This window comes from [Borrelia] turdi, assembly GCF_008828755.2.
GTDB classification, from domain to species: Bacteria; Spirochaetota; Spirochaetia; order Borreliales; family Borreliaceae; genus Borreliella; species Borreliella turdi.
This window is the reverse complement of sequence record NZ_QBLM01000002.1, coordinates 125,803-150,069: the sequence shown is the minus strand read 5'-3', so window position 1 is coordinate 150,069 and position 24,267 is coordinate 125,803. Positions and strand designations below refer to the sequence as shown.

21 protein-coding genes and 1 pseudogene are annotated in these 24,267 nt (G+C 26.4%); 16 read left to right on the top strand and 6 right to left on the bottom strand.

All coding sequences use genetic code 11. The features are described 5' to 3' along the window. Positions 1-57 precede the first annotated feature (57 nt). The 13 genes and pseudogenes from DB318_RS04080 (at position 58) to DB318_RS04020 (ending at position 14,610) form a co-directional block, all read left to right on the top strand. On the top strand, positions 58-948 hold the full coding sequence (locus DB318_RS04080; protein ID WP_151073787.1) for an HAD family hydrolase: 891 nt from the start codon (positions 58-60) through the stop codon (positions 946-948). Beyond that, the gene (locus tag DB318_RS04075; RefSeq protein WP_151073786.1) at positions 949-2,187 is read left to right on the top strand and encodes an aminopeptidase; all 1,239 of its coding nucleotides are present in this window, start codon (positions 949-951) and stop codon (positions 2,185-2,187) included. It abuts the gene before it with no gap. A 14-nt stretch (positions 2,188-2,201) separates the two neighbouring features. After that, on the top strand, positions 2,202-2,663 hold the full coding sequence (locus tag DB318_RS04070) for a divergent PAP2 family protein (RefSeq protein WP_151060629.1): 462 nt from the start codon (positions 2,202-2,204) through the stop codon (positions 2,661-2,663). A 16-nt stretch (positions 2,664-2,679) separates the two neighbouring features. Continuing rightward, positions 2,680-4,153 (top strand): annotated as a pseudogene (locus DB318_RS04065) (hypothetical protein). Between the two features lie 7 nt (positions 4,154-4,160). After that, positions 4,161-6,479 carry an RnfABCDGE type electron transport complex subunit D gene (locus DB318_RS04060; RefSeq protein ID WP_151060627.1) on the top strand — a complete coding sequence of 773 codons (2,319 nt, stop codon included), beginning with the start codon at positions 4,161-4,163 and terminating at the stop codon, positions 6,477-6,479. After that, entirely contained in the window at positions 6,476-7,036 is a 561-nt protein-coding gene (locus DB318_RS04055; protein WP_151073784.1) for a hypothetical protein, read from the top strand. Before DB318_RS04060 ends, DB318_RS04055 begins: the two co-directional genes overlap by 4 nt. A 15-nt stretch (positions 7,037-7,051) precedes the next feature. Continuing rightward, positions 7,052-8,129, top strand: a protein-coding gene (gene prfB, locus DB318_RS04050) for a peptide chain release factor 2 (RefSeq protein WP_151060625.1) whose coding sequence is annotated in 2 segments (ribosomal slippage) — positions 7,052-7,108 and positions 7,110-8,129 — 1,077 coding nt in all. Because the reading frame shifts where the segments join, the coding sequence is not laid out codon by codon here. Beyond that, positions 8,111-9,520, top strand: coding sequence for a hypothetical protein (locus DB318_RS04045; RefSeq protein WP_151073782.1), 1,410 nt, complete (start codon positions 8,111-8,113; stop codon positions 9,518-9,520). Before prfB ends, DB318_RS04045 begins: the two co-directional genes overlap by 19 nt. A 36-nt stretch (positions 9,521-9,556) precedes the next feature. After that, positions 9,557-10,402, top strand: a complete 846-nt coding sequence (gene ftsY, locus DB318_RS04040) for a signal recognition particle-docking protein FtsY (protein ID WP_151060623.1) — start codon at positions 9,557-9,559, stop codon at positions 10,400-10,402. Continuing rightward, on the top strand, positions 10,399-11,424 hold the full coding sequence (locus DB318_RS04035; RefSeq protein WP_151060622.1) for a hypothetical protein: 1,026 nt from the start codon (positions 10,399-10,401) through the stop codon (positions 11,422-11,424). Before ftsY ends, DB318_RS04035 begins: the two co-directional genes overlap by 4 nt. Beyond that, entirely contained in the window at positions 11,425-12,678 is a 1,254-nt protein-coding gene (locus DB318_RS04030; RefSeq protein WP_151073780.1) for an ABC transporter permease, read from the top strand. Position 12,679: 1 nt separating this feature from the next. Further along, positions 12,680-13,360 (top strand): ABC transporter ATP-binding protein, encoded by a 681-nt coding sequence (locus DB318_RS04025; RefSeq protein ID WP_151060620.1) that lies wholly within the window; start codon positions 12,680-12,682, stop codon positions 13,358-13,360. After that, the gene (locus tag DB318_RS04020) at positions 13,357-14,610 is read left to right on the top strand and encodes an ABC transporter permease (protein WP_151060619.1); all 1,254 of its coding nucleotides are present in this window, start codon (positions 13,357-13,359) and stop codon (positions 14,608-14,610) included. Before DB318_RS04025 ends, DB318_RS04020 begins: the two co-directional genes overlap by 4 nt. A gap of 8 nt (positions 14,611-14,618) precedes the next feature. On the opposite strand, the gene DB318_RS04015 is transcribed toward DB318_RS04020, so the two are convergent. After that, a complete protein-coding gene (locus DB318_RS04015; protein WP_151060618.1) occupies positions 14,619-15,917 on the bottom strand; it encodes a hypothetical protein in 1,299 nt (432 codons plus the stop codon). Continuing rightward, on the bottom strand, positions 15,907-16,227 hold the full coding sequence (locus tag DB318_RS04010) for a hypothetical protein (RefSeq protein WP_151060617.1): 321 nt from the start codon (positions 16,225-16,227) through the stop codon (positions 15,907-15,909). The genes DB318_RS04015 and DB318_RS04010 overlap by 11 nt, the downstream gene beginning before the upstream one ends. A 183-nt stretch (positions 16,228-16,410) precedes the next feature. On the opposite strand from DB318_RS04010, the gene DB318_RS04005 reads away from it, so the two are divergent. The 3 genes from DB318_RS04005 to DB318_RS03995 all read left to right on the top strand — a co-directional run bounded on the left by DB318_RS04005 (position 16,411) and on the right by DB318_RS03995 (position 19,843). Next, complete coding sequence (locus tag DB318_RS04005) at positions 16,411-17,679, top strand: cysteine desulfurase (RefSeq protein WP_151060616.1); 1,269 nt, start codon at positions 16,411-16,413, stop codon at positions 17,677-17,679. Positions 17,680-17,879: 200 nt separating this feature from the next. After that, entirely contained in the window at positions 17,880-18,311 is a 432-nt protein-coding gene (locus DB318_RS04000; RefSeq protein ID WP_151073779.1) for an iron-sulfur cluster assembly scaffold protein, read from the top strand. Next, the gene (locus tag DB318_RS03995) at positions 18,308-19,843 is read left to right on the top strand and encodes a YifB family Mg chelatase-like AAA ATPase (protein WP_151073778.1); all 1,536 of its coding nucleotides are present in this window, start codon (positions 18,308-18,310) and stop codon (positions 19,841-19,843) included. The genes DB318_RS04000 and DB318_RS03995 overlap by 4 nt, the downstream gene beginning before the upstream one ends. Before the next feature lie 28 nt (positions 19,844-19,871). On the opposite strand, the gene DB318_RS03990 is transcribed toward DB318_RS03995, so the two are convergent. The 4 genes from DB318_RS03990 to DB318_RS03975 all read right to left on the bottom strand — a co-directional run bounded on the left by DB318_RS03990 (position 19,872) and on the right by DB318_RS03975 (position 24,257). Further along, positions 19,872-20,822 carry an L-lactate dehydrogenase gene (locus DB318_RS03990; protein WP_151060613.1) on the bottom strand — a complete coding sequence of 317 codons (951 nt, stop codon included), beginning with the start codon at positions 20,820-20,822 and terminating at the stop codon, positions 19,872-19,874. Positions 20,823-20,945: 123 nt separating this feature from the next. Continuing rightward, on the bottom strand, positions 20,946-22,766 hold the full coding sequence (gene lepA, locus DB318_RS03985; protein ID WP_151073820.1) for a translation elongation factor 4: 1,821 nt from the start codon (positions 22,764-22,766) through the stop codon (positions 20,946-20,948). Between the two features lie 16 nt (positions 22,767-22,782). Continuing rightward, positions 22,783-23,751, bottom strand: a complete 969-nt coding sequence (locus DB318_RS03980) for a hypothetical protein (RefSeq protein ID WP_151060612.1) — start codon at positions 23,749-23,751, stop codon at positions 22,783-22,785. Between the two features lie 71 nt (positions 23,752-23,822). Next, positions 23,823-24,257 carry a V-type ATP synthase subunit K gene (locus DB318_RS03975; RefSeq protein ID WP_151060611.1) on the bottom strand — a complete coding sequence of 145 codons (435 nt, stop codon included), beginning with the start codon at positions 24,255-24,257 and terminating at the stop codon, positions 23,823-23,825. Positions 24,258-24,267 lie beyond the last annotated feature (10 nt).

Below are 24,267 nucleotides of genomic sequence, written 5' to 3'. Positions count from 1 at the left end.
AAATTTATTTGATATATGATATAATTTAGCTTGAAACTAACTCCTAAAGGATAAAATATGAAAAATATTAAAGCGGTTGCTTCTGATCTTGATGGAACTCTTTTGCTATCAAAAAGCTATATAGGAGCCTTTACAGAACTTGTAATTAAAAAATTAACAAAAGAAAAAAAGAAATTCATAATAGCAACAGGAAGAAGCAAGAATGAAATTATCCAAATTACAAAAAAAATAGATCGATTGCAAGTTTCATTTTTCATTACATTAAACGGAGCAAAAGTTTACAATCAAGAATGGGAATTAATAAAAAGTCATAATTTATCTCCTAAAGTAGTAAAAAAGATTTTAAAATTAAGAGATAATAAATTCAGTCACATACCTCATTTTTTACATAAAGCAGATCAATACGACGACCAATTAAATATTGACATGAAGACTAAAATTGCAATTGATCAATGCCAAAAATCTAGAAAAGAATCTGATTTTTTCAGACATGAAATAGTCAGTCCAGCCAATAAAATCCAAGAAATTAAAGACTTTAGTGAACTTGAAAATTTTGAAAATGTTGCAAAAATAATATTAGCCGGTAAAGAAGAAAGCCTAATAGAATATGAAGCAATGATTTTAGATAAATACAAAGGAGAAATAAATGCGTATCTTTCTACTCCAAACTCACTAGAAATTGTAGATCATAAAGTCTCAAAAGGAAATGCATTAAAAGAAGTTCTTAAAACTATAAATATTGATCTAAGCGAAACCGTGGCTTTTGGCGATGGATTTAATGATACTGATATGCTAGAAAATGTAAAAAAGGGATTACTAATGGGAAATGCAAATTATAGATTAAAAGAAATGCTGCCTTACTTAGAAGTAATAGGAACAAATGATGAAGAAGCTGTTGCAAATTACATTAATGAGAACATTTTAGAAAACCCTATTCAGGAGGAATAAATGGAGAAAGATTTAATAAAATATGCAGAACTTATAATTTTAAAGGGAATTAATTTACAAAAAAATCAATGTGTTTTAATTCAGGGTTCAATCGAAAATTACAATTTTTTGAAAATATTAGCAAAAAAAGCTTATGAACATGGGGCTAAGTATGTCAAGCTAAATATTAAAGACACTGACATTTTAAAATCAAGATTAAAATTCTCACAAGAGCAAAGCTTAGAATTTATTCCAAATTCAGAAAAAAGCTTTTTAGAAGAAATGGTTCAAGATAAATGGGCAAGAATAAACGTTGATGATACAGAAAATTTTGAAGACTTAAAAGAGGAAATTGGTCAAAAAATGTCAATTTATCAAAAAGCTTTAAATCTAGCAAGCAAAACCTTATCGCAAGCAATAATGAGCAATGAAATAGCTTGGTGCGTTGTTTGTTCGCCAGGTCCAAAATGGGCTTCCAAAGTTTTAAATAAAAAAGAAGGAAATAAAACCTTAGAAGAATTTTTCAAAATACAAAAGGAAATATTGCTACTTGATAGAGAAAATCCAATAAAAGAATGGGAATCCCATGGAGAAAAACTTCACAAAAGATGCAAAATATTAAATACCCTCAACCTAGAAAAGGTAATTTTTAAAACCGAAAAAACAAACCTAGAAGTATATCTACTTGAAACTTCCCTATGGACAGGTGGAAGCGAAAAAGTCAAAGGAACAGAAATAGAATTCAATGCAAATATGCCAACAGAAGAAGTATTTACAACTCCAAACTATAAAAAAACAAAAGGAATTGTGTATGCCACCCGCCCTGTCATGGTGCTTGGAACATTAATATATGGAATATGGTTAAAATTTGAAAATGGAAAAGTTGTTGACTTTGGCTGTAATGATGAGAAGCAAAAAGAAATATTAAAATCACACATCGAAACCGATATTCAAGCAAAATATATAGGAGAAGTAGCACTGGTTGACAATAGCTCTCCTATTTATCAAAGCAATCTTATTTTTTACAGCACATTATACGATGAAAATGCAAGTTGCCACATAGCTCTGGGAGCTGCATATCCATCTTGTTTGAGTAATGAAAAAGATTTGAAAACCGACACAGATAAACTAACTTATGGATGCAACGTATCGTTGATACATACAGATTTAATGATTGGAAGCGATGACTTAAATGTCATTGGTGTAGACAAAAATGGAAAAGAATACATGATAATAAAAGCTGGAAAATTCGCAATATAAAAGGAGGTTCAATAATGATAGAGGCATTGCTTACCAATGATCTTTTTTTATCTTGTCTTGTATCAGGAATTTCTGCTCAAGTAATTAAATATGGTATCCAAACCGTAAAAACAAGAAAGTTAAAACTAACTCCAGCACATCTTTTAAAAAAAATTTTCCTAGAAACAGGTGGCATGCCAAGCAGCCATTCATCAACAGTCACTGCTCTTTCAACCTCAATTGCAATAACTGAAGGGATAGGTACAAATTTTATAATAGCTCTTGCTTTTGCCCTTATTACGATAAGGGATTCTTTCGGGGTAAGATATATGTCTGGGGTTCAGGCAGAATATTTGAATGCACTATCAGAAAAATTAAAAAAAGAAATAAAAATTGACACAACAAAAATAAAAGTAGTCAAAGGACATAAAAAAAAAGAGGTTCTAACAGGCATAATAATAGGAATAGTCTCTGCATATATTGTGTGCTATTTATAAGCATAGGGAAAAATAAATGGTGCGCTTTTTAAGTTTTTTATGTTTAATTGCAATAATGCCACTTATCAATTCCTGCGATGTAGCTCAATTTGGAGATTACAGGCCCTTATACTTTACAAATGAAACCGAGCTAAAAACTGCTAATGAATATATAAGTTCACTAGGATACAAAACAATCTCAGAATACACAACAAAAATCGACATTTTAGATTTTCCCGAAAATAAAAAAATCGCAATAAATGAAACAAATAAACTTAACAATCTTGACCTAAGGAAAAATATATTTTTAAAAAAACTCCCCAATCTTTTCAACATAGAAAATAAAAAACTTCTTTATGTTGAAAACAGATTCAAAGCTATAAATTTAAAAAAACTAAAAAAAGAACTCAACATTAATGTTGAAATGCATTCTCTTGCCTACAAAACAAAAATTAATTTTATTTCAAGCATAATATTTCTAATCATAGCAATTTTATTAATTTTTTTAGACCCAGCAAACTCTATATTTACTTTAATTTTTCTATTAATCTCATCCCTTACTTTTATAATAAGCAAAGAAATAATATATTTTTATCCATTTACAGTGCTCTTTTATTTGTTATTTTCAATAATCAATAATTTTAACAAAAAATATAATAAAATATATTTAAAAGAAATCAATTTTTTAACACTAATAACAAAAATAAAACACTTATTATTTTTCTTTATATTCACAACTCTATATTTCATTACAATCATAACCTTTTTTACTACAAATATTGATCCCACTTTTATTGCCTTTGTTGCAACAACAACCCTTTGCATTTTCCTAATTTTTAGCTGGATCAAAACAGAAAGCAATTTTAAAGATACATTCTTATTCCCAATCGAAATTAAAGAGAAAAGAAAAGAAGAAAAAAAAACTTTAAAATTAAAAATAGCAATACATTTACTACTATTTACGCTCTCATTAATGCCATTCGCTTATTCAAGCTACATGCTAAATTCTTATAAAAACATCAACTACCTTTACAGTAAAAAATTAAATTATTTTGATTATTTAAATCCCAATAATATTTATATAATGCTAGGATATAACAAAGATATCCCCAATATTATAGGATACCTATCGCATATTCTTTATCAAAACGAACTAAAATACAACATTACAGCTAAATATGGAAAAATTTCTAAAAATATAAAAGAAAATTACTTTAAAATAAAAAACGACAAGATAAAGATTAATCCTAAAACTGTTTACGAATTAGACAAATCATTTATTGATGAAGCTCTTAACAAAGAGCTTGCAAGCCTATTTTTAAAAAATAAAACCCCAATCTTAATATATAAAGAAAAAAAGAATAATATCGACATAGATAAAAAAAATAACAAAATACTCTTCTTGTTCTCTTTGCCTTTCTTTTTATTGCTATTCCTATTTAAAGCAATAAGATTTACAATTCTTTTAAACATAAATGAAAAAACCTATAAAAAAATATATTCAAGGATAAACAGCTAATGCTAGACTTAGAAAAAGTAAAAACAATTATTAAAAAATTTAATAAATACGAGGTAAGCATTGACGAGATTCAAATACCTGAGTACGCCCTAATACCCCTTGAAACAGAAAATTCAAAATCTATAATATATATAATTGAAAAACAAAAAATAGAAGAAAATCAAATTTTATCAAAAAATTCAAACATAGAACTATACACATACTCTCCAATATCTGGAATAGTAGAAAAAATATACACAGCCACCTTTCCAGATGGAAAAAAATTAAAATCAGCATTAATCAAATTTCAAGGAAAAATAAAAACCGAAAAAAACACAATTGAAGATGAAATCTCAAGAGAAAAAACTTTGGCAAAATTAATTCAACTGGGGATTCCCTGGTTTAACGAAAATTCTTTATTTCAATTCATAAATAAATGTAAAAAAATAGACAAAATGATTTTATTAACAAACGGAAAAGATGAGTTTACAAATATTTCAGAAGCACTAATGGCAGAAAAATTAGAAGAAATTCTTTCAGGATTCCAAATAATAGACAAAATATTTAAATTCAAAGAAATAACAATAATATCAAATAAAGACAAGCTAAAAAAAGAATTCGAAAAATTGAACATTTTTAAAAACAGAAAAATAAAAATTAAATCTTTGGAAAATGCATATCCTTATACAAATCATGAAATGATAATGCACTTTTTATACAATAACAAAAATACAAAAGATGATATAAACCCACACAACAATATTTTATTAGCAAACATTGAAGATCTATATAATACAAATCTTGTTATAAAAAACAACAATCCTTATAAAGAAAAATTTGTAGCTATAAATGGAAATAAAAAAATAAAAAGTAGAATACTCAAAGTAAAAATTGGAACTTCTTTCAGCCAAATAATAAATGAAAAAATTGATACAAAAAAATATGAAATTTTCTTAAACAATCCAGCCAACAAAATAAAAATTGAAACATTAAACATACCAATAACAAGAGATATTTATAGTCTCACCATATTAAAGAAAAAATCAATATATGACAGAATTAGAGCATTATTTATCTCAAGTTTTTCGCCATTACAAATGGAAAATATTATTTTTTCATATTTGAAAAATGAAAAAATAAATAATACCGGGAAATTAAAAATATTTAAATATACAGAAAAAGAAATAGAAGAAGAAATACATAAGGTTCAAAAAGAAATTAAAGGCAAGATTCTAAATGAAAATCTAATAAATGAGATAATATACACTGAAAACAATTTAAAAGATATATACTTTACTATCATACTATCATTATTGCCTAGTCTAATATTTTCTTTTCTAAATAACACAAAATTCATGACAGACACTTTGCTGCTAATATTTATTAGCGTGGCAATCTACATACCAATAATGCTAAAAATTAATTATAAATGTTTGTCTTTTTTTGTTTACAATGCCTTAATTACAAGTATTATATTGCCTTTAAATTTAGAAATTACACTAAAAATAACTTCCTTATTATTTACTTTTTTAGTATTCTTTTACTTTTTCAGACTATCATCATTTTTAACAAATCCTATATTAATTTCTTTTATGTTTTTTGTATTAAATTTTCCAATAAGTTTAAAGCAAACCTATCAAGAAGAGCTTAAAAACTCACCGTCAATAATTCCAACCTGGAATAAAATAATTAACACAAATCCAAACATAAAAAATTTAAAAAGTTTGAATACCTTTACAAGATATGAAAACAAAAAAATCGATGCAATTGAAAATTTTGTAAATAAAAACATTTTTTCCGTTTTCAATATAATTATCACAAGATTTCATATTGAAAGTCTTTTGGGGGTGAATAATGAAAAAAAAATATCTCCAATTTTGCTTTATTTTGGACTCGTATTAATAGTTGGTAAATATATAATTAATAAATTAATACCATTGTCATTTTACATAAGTTTGATGACAATTTCATACATAACAAACAATATAGGAATGCTAAGCCACATCAGCTCAGATATGTTAACATTGCTTATCTCCCCAATACCAATGCTATTAATATTTACAATGGCAACAGAAGTGCAAATAACACCTCACTTCAAATTTGAGCAAATACTCTACGGATTAGTATTAGCATTTATATACTTTTTAACATTAAGCTATATTCCTTTTGAAACTTTATCAGTCATAATATCTATTTTTATCTTACAAGCAAGCTCAAACTTAATAAAAAAATATAGTTTAACCTTCAAAATTAAAAAAATGATGCATTTTTTGAAAACAAACAAAGAAAAAGCACTCAAAACCTCTCTTGAGAATGAAAAGGATATAATAAAATTATGACTAGCAATTTGATTACATATTTGATTATTAATAATTTAACTTTAATACACTTTGTTGGATTTGAGGATATAAAAATAAAAAATAATGCGATCTTAATAAAAAAATACATCATAATAACAATTACCTCTTTATTAATATATTCAACATCATTTTATTTTTATAAACTGTTTACAAAAAACAATTTATTGTTCTTAATGCCAATTTTTTATGTAATGTTAATTTACATGTTGATATTATTCTTTAAAGCATTAAATGATATTTTTATTGTTTATAATAAAAAATCAAATTATTCAAATGATTTCATGCTTTCAAATAGCAGCTTAATTGCAATAACATTTTTTGCACTTGATAAGAACAACGGATTTTTTGAAGGATTAGAAATAATTATTCTATCTGCACTTGGCATATTAATAGCTTTAATGTCAATAATATCAATAAAAAAAAATTTTGATAAAAAACCTAAAAAAAATATATTGGAAAACGAACCAATATATTTTTTTATAATGTTTATTATATCTTTAATTCCAAATATAATTATATTAATATACAATCAATAATAGCGAGAAATAAAAATGAAAGAAAAAATAAATACACTGTTTAAACAAGCCGAAGACATCTGGAGGAAACTTTGACAAAAAAGAAATTCAAGCTAAAATAGAAAAATACGAAAAAGAAATAAACCAGAGAAATTTTTGGACTGATCCCAAAAGAGCCCAAGAAGTTATTAAAGCTCAAAGTATCTTAAAAAGCAAAATTGATCCTTGGGAAGAACTAATCAAAAAAATCAAAGACTTAAGCGATCTGTGCGAAATTATTGAAAATGAAAAAGATACTAACAGCTTAGAAATTGAATTTAATGTACTTGAAAAACAGTACAAAGATTTGCTAACAATTTCTTACTTTAAAAAAGAGATTGACGCAAACGATGCTTTTTTAACTATTCATTCTGGTGCTGGGGGTACTGAAGCATGTGACTGGGTTTCAATGCTTTACAGAATGTACTCAAGATATGCTGAGAGAAAAAAATACAAAACAGAACTTGTTGATTTACTCGAAGCAGAAGGTGGAATCAAATCTGTTACAATAGAAATCAAAGGTGCTTATGCTTATGGGCTTTTAAAAAGTGAAGTCGGAATACATCGCCTTATAAGAATTTCTCCATTTGATGCTGCTAAAAAAAGACATACATCTTTTGCATCAGTATTTGTTGACCCTGTTATTGATGAAAAAATAGAAATAATAATAAAACCAGAAGACATAAGAATTGATACATACAGAGCATCGGGAGCCGGAGGACAACACGTTAACAAAACATCTTCTGCTGTAAGAATAACTCACATTGAAACAGGAATAGTAACTCAATCTCAAAGCGATCGAAGTCAACACAAAAACAAAGATATGGCAATGAAAGTTTTAAAATCAAGACTTTACGAATACTATAAAAATAAAGAAGATGAAAAAAATAAATCCAAGCAAGACGCAAAAAAAGAAATTTCTTGGGGCAACCAAATAAGATCTTACGTATTTCAACCTTACAATTTGGTAAAAGATCACAGAACAAAATTTGAAAATTCAAACACCGCTTCGGTTATGGACGGCAATATAGACAATTTCATAGAAGAGTATTTAAAATGGAAAAGCTTAAGTTAACACTAGTAATACCATTGCTAATAACTGCAATATACAAAATACACTCTCAAGGCAATATCGAATACAACTTTTCCTATATCATTAATACAAAAAAGGAAAATATTGACCTTAAAAAAGGAATTGAAAAACAATTGAATAAAATCTACAAACAAATAACAGAACATATCATAAAAAATGATGACAAGAATATCATTGAAGATATTTATATAAATCAAGATATAATAAAAACAGAACTTGAAATTAGCAAATTAAAAAAAGAAATGGATAAAAAAAAACTTCAAAACATAATAAACGCAAAAGAAAAGCATAACACCAAAGCCAAAATTGATGAGCTTAAAAAAGCTATTCTAAATATTAATAACAACAAAAAAAAATTTGAAGAATATTTTAACAATTTAAAAAAACTAAAAGTAAAATATAAAAAAATCGAAGAACAAACAAACATTTCAAATTTAAATAAAGAATTTTTCATAAGAGAAGAATTATTTTTTATTAACTATATTGATCTAAAAAAAATAGAAAATTATTATTTGCTAGAAATTAGCAACATCACTCCTGAAAAAATTGAAACTAAAAAAGCGGTATTTAAAACCTCATCTTCTGTTAATGAAATTGCGAATGAAATAATAAAACATAGTTTAAAAGAAATATTGGGTAGAGAATTTCTAAAAATCAATATTAACGTTAGAAACAACCCAGATGCAAAGATCTATATAAATGAAAAATTTGTTTCAAAAGGAATCTATTACGATAATATTTTTGACATTTCCAAAATCCCAAACAAAGAAATTGAAATACAAATCACAAGTACAAATTTTGAAAACTATTTTATTAAAAGAAAAGTAAAAAATGCAGATTCAATAATATTAAATATTGACTTAAAAAGAACAATCTCTGAAAAAGTAGAAATTACAAGCACCGTAAAATCTAAAGTTTTTAAAAAGGGCATATTTATGGGAGAAACTCCAATTGAAATTGAAAAACCAGAAAATCAAGATATCATTTTGCTTAAATCCGAAGGATATAAAGATAGATTCAAGTTGATAAATAAAAAAGAAAATCAAGTAGAAATAGAAATGATAAAAACTAGTAAAAATAGACTGAGCAACGCAAGAGATAAATTTTATGTTAATCTGGCTGTTTTTACATTAAGTACAATAGGAAGCATTTTTGCAGGAACATTACTTAACAATGCAGAAGTACTTTATAAAATAACTGGCAATCACTTTATCAATAAAAAATTAACAGCTGAGGATGTTTATATGGCAAAAGCAGAACAAATGACTGCAACATTTTTATTTGGAGCAGGCATCACTTTAACCATTGGTAGCTTTATTGCATTAATAACTCATTTAGTAGAATATATTAAAGAAGCAAATCTAGGAGAATAGATTTAACAATTAACAATAAAACAGGAGACCAAGCTTTTGGGCATTTTAGAAAAAATAAAAAATTTATTTAAAAACAAACAACAAGAAAATGTTATTGAAAACTTAAAAGACATTCTATTAGAATCAGACATTAATAATGAAATTGTAATAGAAATAATCAACAAATTAACACAAGAAAAAAATAAAAATGAAAAAACTATTATTGAAAAATTAAAAGAACTTTTGAGTAATTATGTTAACACAAAACCATTTGCTCTAGAAAATAACAAATTAAACATTTTATTAATAGTTGGCATAAATGGAATTGGCAAAACATCAAGCATAGCAAAACTTGCAAATAAATTAAAAAATGAAGGCAAAAATATATTAATATCAGCTGCTGATACATTCAGAGCAGCTGCAATTGAACAAATGAAAATTTATGGCGAACAAATCGGAATCAGAGTAATATCTCAAAATCAAGGAAGCGATCCATCAGCTGTGATATTTGACAGTATTTCAAGCGCTAAGCTTAAAAATTACGATGCCTTAATTATTGACACAGCCGGAAGATTACAAAATAAAGAAAATTTAATAAAAGAGCTTCAAAAAATAAACAATGTGATATTAAAGCAAATAAAAAACACTAACATCAATTATCAAAAAATACTTGTAATAGATTCTACTATTGGAAAAAATACAAATAGCCAAGCAGAAATTTTTAATAAAGCAATAGAGATAGACGGAATAATAATCACTAAACTTGATTCATCCTCAAGAGCAGGTGCAATAATTAATATTTCAAAAACTCTTAAAAAACCCATATACTTTACTACATTTGGAGAAAAACTAAAAGACATTAAAGAATTTGATATTAATGAATATCTTAATAAATTGCTATGAAAAAAAAACAATTAATACTTCTTCTATTTATACCACAAATTATTCATGCAAAAAGCTATTTTGCATCTGATGCATTTTTCAACAAATACCAAAAATTAAACGAAAAACCAAAAACTGGGTTTTACATTGAGTACTATTTTATTGATGAAACTGAAAAACTCTACTTATATAAAGAAACTAATTTAATAAAATACAAAACAATTCAAATCATAGAAAATACAAGAAAAATCACATATTATGATACAAAAGATACAAAAAGAAAAGAAGAAATTTACGACAATTTAAATAACAAAATACAAGAAATTGAATATGACAACAAAGGAAAAATTCTTGAAACAGTAAATTACTTTTATGAAAATGGGAACTTAATATCCAAAAATTTAAAAACAATAAACCAAAAACCAAAATTAATATATTACTCTAAGGACGAAAATGGCAAGTTGCTAAAAATAACAGGATCAAATTTTCAAATTTGGAACTATGGAATTAATGGCGACATAAAATCCACATATTTTGACATCAAAAAATCAACAACAAAAGTAATAAAATATGATGATAAAAAAAGAAATTTAAACAGTACAATAATTGTTAATAATAAAATAAAATCCAAAGAAAAAAACCAATATCTAGATGAACAAAAAACAGTAAACACCTTTGAAGAAGAAAATACAAAAATCATATCTACCTATCAAGGAAACAACCTAATAAAAGAAGAAACATACAAAAATAATGAACTTATAAAAATAAATGATTTTCAATACAACTCATCTGATATGATGATTCTTCAAAACACTAAAGAAAAGGATAAAGACCAATACACCAATACTAAAATTGAATACGAATATAACCAAGACAATCAATTAAAAAGCAAAAAAATTTATGAAAACGATATAATTTATCTAAAAACCAAATACTATAATGACAATGAATATGAAGAAGAAATATACTATAATCAAAGCCCCGCTCTTAAAATAAAACACAAGGATGGAAAAGTCACCGAAGAAGAACCAATAGGAAATTAAATGGATATAAGAAATTTTTTGCTTAAAAGATTAATACTAGAAGAAAAAAATAGTCTAGCCCTCACAATTGTAATAATATTAAGCATTGCCTTAGGTGAAATAATAATTATCCTAACAATATCAATCATGAATGGTTTTCAAAATGATTTTTTCCTTAGCATTACAAATGTAGAAAGTGGAAATTTAAAAATAGAAAATGAACTTACCCAAGAAGAAATCAAAAAAATTAAAAATATTAAAGGAATAAAGCATATAAATAAAATATATGAAACTCAAGGCATTGGAATTCAAAATTATTATTATCCAACTATTTTAAATATTATTGCCGTTGATATTAAAGATCTCAAAAAAGATCAAAATTTCATTTCATTTACAGGACTTGAAAAAGCCGAACTTGATCTTAAGGATAATGAAATTATTATTGGAAATGTACTCTCCTACAATTTCAACTTATTCGAAAATGACCTCCTGGGATTGATAATTGCCGATGAAATAAAAAACTTAATATCATTAGAAAATGACATAAAGTTTTTTAAAATAAAATCAATTTTTAAAAGTAATTATGCAAAAACAAACGAAACTTTAATTTTTATGAATATAGACTATTTCATTAAAAACAAAATTTTAAATAATTTTAGTATTAATTACCAAGTAAAAACAAAAAATTTAAATCCAAGTAACAAATTAATTGAAAAGATCAAAGCTATTAATCCAAAAATTAAAGTAAAAACTTGGAATGAATATAATAAAGAATTCTATAAAGCTTTGAAAATAGAACGAAATACAATGTTAATTATTTTAGCAAGCATTTTCATTGTTATCGCAGTTAATACATATTATCTACAAAAAAGAATAACAATAAACAAAAATAAAGCTATTTTAATACTATTGGCCATGGGACTTAGAATAAAAAAAATAAAGCAAATTTTTTTTACTCACTCAATAATAATTTGCACTATAGGAGGACTTCTTGGCTTGATACTGGGAATTTTAATTTCCTTAAATATAAATGAAATTTTAAAAATAATTGACAATCTGGTAAACACTTCAATAAATTTTTTAAATCAAATATTTGCCTTTGAAATAGATAACATTAAAATACAAATAGTAAAAAACACAATTACTCCTAAATTATTTTTAAACGATTTAGTATTTACTTTCTGTTTTGCATGCTTTTCTACAATATATTCAAGTGTAAAAGCAACAAAAAAAATTGAAAGTCAAAAAAACATTGAAACTATAAATGGATCATAAAATGGAAAATATATTAATTATAAAAAATCTTTGCAAAGCATACAAAAAAAATAAAACAAAAATTCAAGTAATAGAAAATTTAAACTTAACTGTAAAAAAGGGTGAATTTATTTCAATTCAAGGGAAAAGTGGTTGTGGGAAATCAACTCTTTTTAATATGATTTCAGGAATTGATAAAATGGATTCTGGAGAGATAATATCTTGTGAAATATTTTTAAAAAATGCAAATGAAAAAACATTAAGTTTATATAAAAACAGACAAATAGGCTTAGTATTCCAAAATTATAATTTAATAAATGAGTTTAATGTAATTGAAAATATAATTTTACCCAAAATCATCTCAGGCCAAGAAACAAAAGAAACAATAAATAAAAAAGCTCTAGATCTAATGAAAATATTAAAAATAGAAGACAGAGCAAAGCATTATCCTTCAGAACTCTCAGGAGGCGAATCACAAAGAGTTGCTATTGCTAGAGCGTTAATCAATGAACCTAATATCATCTTATGTGATGAACCTACGGGAAATTTAGACTTAAGCACAGCTAAAACTGTTGAAAATCTACTTATTAATACAGCTAAAAATTTTAAAAAAACCTTAATACTAGTTAGTCATAACCCTCAATTTGCAAATAAAGCAGATTCAAAATATGAATTCAAAGATAAGACATTAAAAAAACTATGATACTTTTAAAACTAACAGAAATTACAAAAATTGCATATTTAATTTTTAAAAATTCAACAAATAAAATAGCTTTAATAGGTTCTGGAATATCATTAAGTTTAGTAATGATTCCATTAATTATTGTCTACTATATGTCTAGCAATATTATGACTTCTACTATTAACAAATATATTGAAAGTGAGGGATTTTCTACGCAAATAGAATACAACGACACAAATAAAACTAATTCTCTAAAAGACAGATTAAGCTCATTCAAAAAAAAATATAATTACAAAAATTTGAATTATTTTTTTGAAAAACGAACTTATGGAATTATTGGAAATAATAAAAAACAAGGCGTATTAATAAGAGCAATAGAAAATAAATTTATATTGGAAAACAAATCAATAAAATTGATAAAAGGTACTAAAAATTTAAAAAAGGATTCTATCCTAATTTCAAACCAAATAAAAAATAAACTTAATCTAAATCTCAATGAAAAAATTGACATTGTAATTCCAAATACAAAAAACACTAAAATAATACCCAGAATAAAAAAGTTTAATATCTCAGGAATAATTGAAACTGGGCTAAAAGATATTGATAATAATTTGGTATTAATTTCTTTTGAAAATGAAAATCTAATGTCAAAAAAGTTTTCAAAAAGCATAATTGGACTTAAAACAAATTCCAATTCCATAAAAAACAATGAACTCTTAAAACAGAATTTAGAAACTGAATTTCAAGAATTCCAAATAAAAACATTCTATGAACTTTACTTAAATAAATATAATAATCTAGATATAAGTAAAAAACTTTTAATATTCATTATGGCTTTAATTATAATATTTGCAAGCATTAATATATCTTCATCCCTTTCAATGCTTATTTTTGAAAATAAAAAGAAAATTGCAATACTAAAATCAATTGGAATGAATAATTTAAACATAAAAATAATATTTCTTCTGATATCAAGCACATTAAGTACCACCTTTTGTGGAATTGGAATAATAATTGGGAATTATTTAACGCTTAAAATATCTTATTTAATAAACTTTGTTGATAATGTTTTAAACTTTTTTTTAAAAATATTTGGAGAAGAAAATTCCGAAATATTAAACTCAGATTATTACGTATCTGAATTTCAAATAAATTTAAGCTTGAGCTTTAACTTAACAATTCTTGGCTTATATATGTTAATAAACATTTTAACTACACTAATTCCGCTTAACATTATCTCAAATCTAAAAGAAAAAGAAATCTTAAGATAGCTTAAAGTCTACCTAATCAACACATTATAAATTTTAATAGATGAAAAATCCTTTTCAATTGTGGGATAAATCTCATTTGGAAAAATCGTACTAATTGTGAAACTCTGTTTAGATTTAGATTTTAAAAAAGAATTGGCAGAAGAGATTAATTTGCGCCTCAAAGACCTAATGATTCTACCTTCCTTATCAATATAATCAATTTCAATCTCCAAATTTTTAATGACATCTTTTGAAGAATTGAAAACTTCTATCACAGTATTTGCCCTACAAATCCCAAAAGACTTTTTAAAAAAATTCCCAATATATTTAAATTTCAATATAAAGGAATCTGCATCAAGACTTACACCAATTTTATCATCAACATTCTTAAAAAAATCAACTTCAATAATATCTAATACTATTTTTTTAGGATTAACATCAATAGCTCTTGGTATACTTGATATAACATCAATTGGAATATAAACATTTTTACCCCATTTTGCATAAAAATCACTTTCTTTTTCAAAAACCTGATTAAACACAGATTTGCCAAGATCGTCGTAAACTGTAACTCTGTAGGAAATCTTTTTAACAGGGTGCGTTGTTGAAACAACTCCCGCTTTAAGCTGATACAAATGCGCATCTTCAAATACTAAAACCTTAGCATCTTCTATTTCTATGTAATAGAAATCTTTGGGGTTTGAAATAAGATTAACAGTTTCAACTACCAAATCTGTAGCCATAGTAATAGGAGGAAGACCTTTCGATATTAAAATAGGAGTAAATTTTTCTTTTAAAACTGTTTTACTATTCCCATTTACACCAATAAAACTCTGAAAAGATCTGTAAGTAATCAAAGAAATAAAAAATATCAAAATAGAACTTAAAGCCAATATTAACATTCTACTCTTAGATTTTTTAGACTCATAATAGCCAATTAAATCTAAATCATTTCTTATTCCAAATTCTTTTGCTTGTAAACTTACATGAATCATTTTTTTTTTGGATTCTTTAGTATTTACCTTATCAACAATCTCTTTAAAAAGAAAAAAAAATAAACTAAAGATTGATTTATCGTGAAGGGAATAAAAATAGACAGATTCAAGCTCTCTAAAAGCAACATCTATCTTACCCATATCAACAAATCTTTTAGCTCTCGAATAAGATCTTCTAAAATGAAGTCCCATATTTTCAATATCATTATCAGAAATATCTGATATTTCAATAATATTTTTAATACTCTTTTTGCTTAAAATTTTATTTTTATACTTCCTAAGTTTTGATAAATAAATCCTAATTCTATCTTCAGATGTTTTACTATTCATTATCTTCTAATTCATCAACTTTTTTTAAAAGCCAATAAGCAATATTTCTAGCAGTGGTCTTTGTAATAGCAATTCCTATAAAAGAGTTAATTAATACTATTTTGCTCTCTTCTCCACTTTTTAATTCTTTTGAAGCCTCTTCTAAAACACCTTCTTTAGTTTTTGTGTAAGCAATCTCTTCGGAAATCTCTGCAGACTCGAAAACAAGATCACAAAAAATCTCTCCCGTATTAGTTACATTCCCATAAATATTATTAACAGGAACTAACTTATAATCTTCGGCTTTTTCAAACCTATAAATTACTTCTTTCATATAAACGAGTATATCATAATCAAAAAACATAGCCAATAAACAAAATTTATACAAAAAAATAAATTTCAATTTAACAAAAATGATTATTAATTAATAATCATTTTAAACTTTTTTTATGAAATAAAAAATAATGCTATAATAATTAAAAACTAAAAATCAAAACAAAGGAACTTGTAAGAAATTATGGATTTCAAACAAATAAAAAGCAATGCAGAAAAAGTCAAGTTTTTAAGAAAAGATTTTCCTATTTTAAATAAACAGTTTGACAATAAGCAAATAATTTATTTTGACAATGCGGCAACCTCTCAAAAGCCTAAAAAAGTAATTTATTCTAGTATTGAATATTATGAAAATTACAACGCAAATGTACACAGAAGTGGTCACAAATTTGCAATTCAATCTAGCATAAAAATAGAAAAAACAAGAGAACTTGTAAAAAATTTCATTAATGCAGAATCTACAAAAAATATAATATTTACTTCTGGAACTACAGATGGAATTAATACCATTGCAAGCTCATTTTTGTACTCAAAATACTTTAAAAAAAAAGATGAAATTATTCTTACAACTCTTGAGCATAATAGTAATTTGCTGCCATGGGCAAATCTTGCAAAATTAGCTAATCTAACAATTAAATTTGCTAAATTCAATGAAATGGGAATTATTACCCCTGAAGAAATTGAAAAACTTATTACAGAAAAAACAAAGCTCATTAGCATTTCAGGAATAAATAATACCTTAGGAACTGTTAATGATTTGGAATCTATTGGGAAAATAGCAAAAAAATATAATATAAGTCTTTTTATAGATGCTGCACAAACAGCACCTCATATAAAAATAGATGTTAAAAAAATTGGATGTGATTTTTTGGTATTTTCTGGACACAAAATGCTTGCTCCAACAGGAATAGGAATTTTATACATTTCAAATAATATGGCCGAAAAACTTCATAGCTCAAAATTAGGAGGAAATACTGTAGAAGAAATATTCATAGAAAATAAAAAAATTAAATTTAAATCACTTAATGCTCCTAATAAATTTGAATCAGGAACTCCAAATATTGCAGGAATTATTGGACTTAAAGAGGCAATAAAATATATCAATAATATTTCTATGGATTTTATTTTAGAACATGATCAGCAATTAGTAGAATATGGAATAAAAAAATTACAAGAGCTTGATGAGGTTGAATTTTTATTAAATACAAATCTTAAAAGAAATTCAATAATATCATTTACAGTAAAAAATATTCACTCACACGATATTGAAACCTATCTAGATACAATGGGAATAGCAACTAGAGCTGGAAAAGCTTGTTCTTATGTAGCATTTTTTCCAGAAAATTTAAATAAAAACCATCTTTTAAGAATTAGCTTTTATTTTTACAACACACAAGAAGAAATTGATAGTTTCATATTGGGGTTAAAAAAAGTAATAAAAGAGCTTTCATAAAAATTTAGAAAAAAATATCATAATTAAGTTAATTAAAAATCTTTATTTTTAATTAACTTAATTTAAGGCTTAATAAGCATTATTTCAATCTTTAAAAATCTCAAAACAATTTAAACTTTATTTTTAAATAAAAAGTTTTAAAAATATTCATAATATCTTTTATTATTGATTTAATAATTCAAAGAAAATAAAATTAAATTATGCTCACTGAAAAAACTAAAAGAAAATTAATAGATCTAAGTAAATTAAATACTTACATAATACATAAAATAGAAACAAACCAAAATTTCAAACACCGATCTAAATGTGGAGATCAAATCTTATTTCAAATAACAAAAGAAAATAACGGAAAATTTAATTTAAAACATCATGCATCTGGATGCATGATTTTACTTGCAAGCGCCAACGCTTTAAACAAATTGTGCGATAATAAATCAAAATCCGAAATCCTAAACTTAGTACAAAAAGTAATAAACACTGATTTTGTCGATCTAGACGAAATTGACGCAAGTTTAAAAATTTTTAACGCATTTACAAATACAAATAGAAAAGACTGCTTTTTACTGCCATATAAATCATTAAAAGATAGTTTGGAAAATTATAAGCCTTTAAGGAGGGAAACTATTAGATGAAAATCTATTCACACTCATCAATTGGATATGAAGGAGAACTAATTGAGATTGAAATAGACCTTAAAAAAGGAACTTCGGGAATCGATATTGTGGGGCTTGCTGGAAACGAAATTAAAGAATCAAGAGAAAGGGTAAAGTCGGCTATTAAGAATTCAAATTTTCATTTTCCTAAAGATAGAATATTAATAAATCTTGCACCGGCTGGAATTAAAAAACTTGGAACAGCTTTTGACCTTTCGATAGCTAGTAGCATCATTAAAATCCAGGAAAACAAAAATAATAAAAATTTAGAAATCTTAATATTGGGAGAATTACAATTAGATGGCAAAATAAGATCAATAAAAGCGGTCTTACCAGCCATTGCTCTTGCCAAAGAGAAAGGAATAAAATTTGCAATAGTTCCCTTTGAAAATTTAGAAGAAGCTTGCCTAATAGATGGGCTAAATATTTGGGGAGTTAAAGATTTAAAAGAAACTATAAAAATAGTAGAACAATTAAACGACAATATTCTTCCCCCAAGAACAAATATTAAAGCACAAAAAACAATTGAACAAGATTGTATTATAGAATATGACTTTAAAAATATAAAAGGACAGCAAAGAGCAAAAAGAGCAATTGAAATAGCAATTGCTGGTGGACATAACATCATGTTATTTGGTCCACCTGGAAGCGGGAAAACACTTAGTATTAAGTGCGCTCAATCTATTCTTCCCCCACTTACAAACAAAGAACTTATAGAAACAAATAGAATATGGTCAATATCGGGGAAATTAATAGACAGTAAGATAATAAAACAAAGACCCTTCAGAAATCCTCACCATACTGCTAGTAAAGAAGGAATAATTGGAGGGGGTCCTAATCCTTTACCCGGAGAAGCATCTCTTGCCCACAACGGAATATTATTTCTAGATGAAGCTTTAGAATTTAAAAAATCTATCTTACAATCTTTACGTGAACCTATTGAAGATAAATCAATTTCAATCTCAAGAGCAAGTTCTAAATTATTCAAATACCCCGCCAACTTCCAACTAATGCTTGCAATGAATCTTTGCCCTTGCGGGAATCTTGGCAAAAAAAATATAGATTGTTTTTGCTCACAACAAGAAATTTCAAATTATTGGAAAAAACTTGGCGCTGCAATGCTTGATAGAATTGATATTAGAGTCCCAACAAGGGCAATTAATAATGAAAAATTACTAAGCGAAACAAGCGAAAGTTCAAGCGAAATAAAACAAAGAATAATAAAAGCAAGAAACATTCAAAATATAAGATACGAAAATCTTGCAAACATAAATAAAAATTCCGATCTTAATTCCGATCACATTGAAAAATTTTGCGAATTGAGTGCAATCTTAAAAAATGATTTGATTTACATCCTAAACAAACTAAACATATCTTCAAGAGCAACGCATTCAATACTAAAAATTGCAAGAACAATCTCCGATTTAAAGGAAGAAAAAAACATTTCAAGAGAAGCCTTACTTGAGGCAATTGAACACAGAAAAAACGGAGAAAATATGCTTGAAAAATAAAAACCCCTAAAATATTGGGGTCTCAAAACTAAAATTCTATTTTTTCAATATAACTTTTAAGCTGATTAGCAGAACTATTAAACCTCTCAAGCTCTTTAGGGCTTATCTTAAAGTTTAGAACTTCTTTAACTCCTTCTTTACAAACTATGGCAGGTGCTCCAATATAAATATCTTTAATTACCCCGCCATATTGACCATTAATATAAGAAGATATTGGCAGAATAATATTCTGATCTCCAATTATTGCATTTACAATATTCTTAATTCCAAGTCCAATAGCATAATAGGTTGCACCTTTGAGCTTAATCACCTCATAAGCAGCATTAATAACCTTTTTATGAATTTCATCAAGCTCCAACTCAGTTATTTTGCCTTCAGAAAGGTATTCTGATAAAGGCTTCATTGCTATTTTTGTTTCATCCCAAGTAACAAAAGAACTATCACCATGCTCACCCATAATATAAGAATGTATATTTTGAGTGTTCACATTAAAACGATCACTTAAAAAATATCTAAGTCTTGAAGTATCAAGAATAGTACCAGTACCAATAACCTTATGAATAGGAAATTTAGAATATTTCATTGTAACATAAGTCATAATGTCTACAGGATTACTTGCAATGACAAAAATACCATTAAATCCACTAGATACAACATTAGTTACAATATCTTTAAAGATTTTAGAATTTTTATCAACCAAATCAAGCCTTGTTTCACCAGGTTTTTGATTAAGTCCTGCTGTAATTACAACAATATCTGCGTTAAAACAATCTTTGTAAGTTCCAAACAATACATTAATATTTTTCTTTAAAAACATCTGGCCATGATTAAGGTCCATAACCTCACCTTTTGCTTTATTTTCATTAACATCAATAATTACAAGTTCATGTACAAGCGAGTTGTCTATTGTCAAAGCATAAGCAAAGCTTGAACCAACACCACCAGCTCCAATAAGAACAACTTTATTAGACTTAAGCATAAAGTACTCCATATAAATAAATTAAATTACATACAAATAATTTTAAATAAGCAATGATAAAAATATTTTATCGCATTTCCAAGGGCTTTGCCAATCAAATATCCTTAAAAATTGAAAACATATCTAATTATCATTGGATTTCAAAACTGCAAGAAAAACACTTTGTGGAATCTCAACATTTCCTACCATCTTCATTCGCTTTTTACCTTCTTTCTGCTTTTCCAAAAGTTTTCGCTTACGAGTAATATCACCACCATAACACTTAGCAGTAACATCTTTTCTAACAGGAGAGATTGTCTCTCGAGCAATAATGTTAGATCCAATAGCACCTTGAATAGCTATTTTAAATTGTTGTCTTGCTATTTCATCTTTCAACTTTTTACAAATCCCAATAGCCTTAGCTCTTGCACTATCTTTAAAAACCAATTGAGAAAGTGCATCAACCCTATCCCCATTGACTAATATATCTAATCTTACTAAATCTGTATATTCATAATCTAAAAGATCATAATCAAAAGAAGCATATCCACGACTCACGGATTTAATCTTATCGTAAAAATCAAAAAGGATTTCAGAAAGAGGCATTTTATAAATAAGTTCAACGCGCTTAGTATCAAGATAAATTAAGCTTGTCTGCACTCCTCTTTTCAACAAACACACGCTCATAATATTTCCTAAAAATTCTGTAGGAACAATAATATTAGCTCTAATATAAGGCTCAAGAATACTTTCAATAGCTTCATTTCCAGGAAATTGTTCAGGACTTTCAATAAAATAAGATTCTCCTTTTTTAGGAATTATTTTGTACCTAACAGAAGGAGAAGTCAATATCACATTTAAATCAAATTCGCGCTCAATGCGTTCTTGAATAACCTCTAAATGCAAAAGACCAAGAAACCCACACTTAAAACCATGTCCAAGAGCCGATGATGAATCTTTTTCAAATGTTAACGACGCATCATTAAGCTTTAATCGATCCATTGCCTTTAAAAGATCATCATATTGATTAGCATCAACAGGATACACCGAAGAAAATACTACAGGCTTAATCTCTTTAAATCCCTCAAGGGGAGATAATGCAGGATAATCACAAAGAGTTACTGTATCTCCAATCTTCACATCTGATATATTTTTTATTCCTGCAATAAAATATCCAACATCTCCTGCTTCTAACCCGTCTTTTCTTTCAAGTAATATTTTAAAAACTCCAATCTCCTCAATTAAATACTCACTATTAGTATGCATTAGCCTAATCTTATCACCTGTTTTTATTTGTCCTTCGAAAATCCTAAAGTGAACAACAACTCCTCTATAAGAATCATAATGTGAATCAAAAATTAATGCCCTTAATGGATCTTTAGTACTTCCTTTAGGAGATGGCACATACTTACAAATAGCTTCAAGCAAATCATCAATTCCTATTCCATTCTTAGCAGAAATTAAAATAGTAATTTCTTCATTTAATCCTAAATCATTTTTTATTTGCTTTTTTACAAAATCAATATTAGCATTTGGAAGATCTATCTTATTAATAACAGGAATAATTTTTAAATCATGTTCAAAAGCCATATAAAAATTAGAAACTGTCTGAGCTTGTATTCCCTGACTTGCATCAATTAATAAAAGAGCACCCTCACAAGATGAAATTGCTCTTGAGACTTCATAAGAAAAATCAACATGACCTGGAGTATCTACAAAATTTAACTCATAAAAATCACCATCATTATTTTTATAAGTAATTGTTACTGCTTGACTTTTTATTGTAATTCCTCTTTCTCGCTCAATCTCCATATTGTCAAGCATTTGGCTTTTAAAATCACGATCAGATATTATTTTAGCCTTTTGAATAAATCGATCAGCTAATGTTGATTTACCATGATCAATGTGTGCAATAATGCAAAAATTTTTCTTACGAATACTAATACTTACTCCCCCTGAATACAAATCAAGACTTAAAAAATTATCTTTTTTTAAATACAGAATTTTTAATTTGACTTCTTGATTTAGCAATATAAGGAGAAAATCTTGGTGCAAGATCCACTATTAACTTCCAAGTATCTATTGCTCTAAACTTATAATTACCATTAGAATATGCATAAGTAGCAACAGCAACATTATAAACTATTTCCCAAAAATCTGTAGATTCAAAAGCATTTTTTATTGCTTTATACTCATTAATTTTTTGAACAAAAGACCTTAAATTTCTAAACTGATACACAGGTTCATAATAACAAACATAATCATACATTCTTGTTAAAATCCCTACTGCAGCTACAAGTCCATGAGTAATTGAAAGTTCATAAGCCCTTAAACGCAAATAAACTTTTGACAATAATTGATGAGTATCAACAACATTGTAGTTCTTAAATCTGTAAAGATTGAAAGTAAAATCAATACCAAAAGCTCCTCTTACTTGTTTTAAATAAGAAGTTATATAAAATGAAATATTAAATTTATTTGGCGTATTATTCTCACCTTGAGAATAATCATGATAACTATAATAATCTTTTTTGGTTGAAAACTTATTTAATATATCATTTAAATAATCAATTGTATCAACATAATTATTCTCAAGTTCGGCCATTTTGGCCAAAGAAAAAAGTATTTTTTTCTCAAAAGATTTATCTAGTAAATAATCTTTATCTTCAAAAGACTTGTAAAGGTTTAATTTTTCAAGAACAGTATTGCCAGACATACCATAAGCTACTGACAAATAATAACTAGCCTCAGGATAAACACCTTTTCTAAGCAAAGCTTCCTGCAAATAATTAATAGCATATGTAAGATTAGACTTACTAAATTCGGATTTTGAGTAAAGCAACTGTCTACCTTTTTCAAGTAAAATCCAATACGGAAAATTTTTATTACTTGAAGAATTCAAAGAAATACTAAAAGACAAAGCAAAAAACAATAACACCAATTTTCTCATAATAATAAATATATTAAATTAACTCATAAATTACGAGAAAATTTAATATCAAAAGAAACAATAAACCAAAATTAAACAAACTTAAATATCATCAAAAATACCATTACAAAAAGAGCAACCGATTCTATTAATCCCAAAACCAATAGGTATGTAGCAAATCCTTTCCCAGTCTCAGAAAAAGCATCACAAGCGCCTGCTGCCGCTTTGCCTTGAGCAAATCCAGAAACAGCAATCGCAAACCCACCGCCAAGACCAGCTCCAAGTAACAACCATGGATTTGCCTGCGTCATCACTTCATATAAAGTGTTCATTAAAATATATCCATATATTATTTGAGTCAATGGTGCTGAGACAAAAACAATCAATAAAAATGGCGCCGGCTTTCCTTGCATATAACACCTTTTCCATGCCCCAATAGCAGCACTACCTGCTGCTCCCATTCCCAACGCAGAACCTATTGCTGAGATTGTCAAAGCTGAATTAACTCCTATTAAACCTATATCCATAATTACTCCT

Coding starts and splice junctions, on each gene's coding strand:
- DB318_RS04020 (WP_151060619.1), top strand. CDS start 13,357: ATGATACTTTTAAAACTAACAGAAATTACAAAAATTGCATATTTAATT.
- DB318_RS04025 (WP_151060620.1), top strand. CDS start 12,680: ATGGAAAATATATTAATTATAAAAAATCTTTGCAAAGCATACAAAAAA.
- DB318_RS04055 (WP_151073784.1), top strand. CDS start 6,476: ATGACTAGCAATTTGATTACATATTTGATTATTAATAATTTAACTTTA.
- DB318_RS04035 (WP_151060622.1), top strand. CDS start 10,399: ATGAAAAAAAAACAATTAATACTTCTTCTATTTATACCACAAATTATT.
- DB318_RS04080 (WP_151073787.1), top strand. CDS start 58: ATGAAAAATATTAAAGCGGTTGCTTCTGATCTTGATGGAACTCTTTTG.
- DB318_RS03980 (WP_151060612.1), bottom strand. CDS start 23,751: ATGAGAAAATTGGTGTTATTGTTTTTTGCTTTGTCTTTTAGTATTTCT.
- DB318_RS03990 (WP_151060613.1), bottom strand. CDS start 20,822: ATGCTTAAGTCTAATAAAGTTGTTCTTATTGGAGCTGGTGGTGTTGGT.
- DB318_RS04000 (WP_151073779.1), top strand. CDS start 17,880: ATGCTCACTGAAAAAACTAAAAGAAAATTAATAGATCTAAGTAAATTA.
- DB318_RS04010 (WP_151060617.1), bottom strand. CDS start 16,227: ATGAAAGAAGTAATTTATAGGTTTGAAAAAGCCGAAGATTATAAGTTA.
- DB318_RS04060 (WP_151060627.1), top strand. CDS start 4,161: ATGCTAGACTTAGAAAAAGTAAAAACAATTATTAAAAAATTTAATAAA.
- DB318_RS04045 (WP_151073782.1), top strand. CDS start 8,111: ATGGAAAAGCTTAAGTTAACACTAGTAATACCATTGCTAATAACTGCA.
- DB318_RS03975 (WP_151060611.1), bottom strand. CDS start 24,257: ATGGATATAGGTTTAATAGGAGTTAATTCAGCTTTGACAATCTCAGCA.
- DB318_RS04070 (WP_151060629.1), top strand. CDS start 2,202: ATGATAGAGGCATTGCTTACCAATGATCTTTTTTTATCTTGTCTTGTA.
- DB318_RS03995 (WP_151073778.1), top strand. CDS start 18,308: ATGAAAATCTATTCACACTCATCAATTGGATATGAAGGAGAACTAATT.
- DB318_RS04075 (WP_151073786.1), top strand. CDS start 949: ATGGAGAAAGATTTAATAAAATATGCAGAACTTATAATTTTAAAGGGA.
- DB318_RS04005 (WP_151060616.1), top strand. CDS start 16,411: ATGGATTTCAAACAAATAAAAAGCAATGCAGAAAAAGTCAAGTTTTTA.
- DB318_RS04030 (WP_151073780.1), top strand. CDS start 11,425: ATGGATATAAGAAATTTTTTGCTTAAAAGATTAATACTAGAAGAAAAA.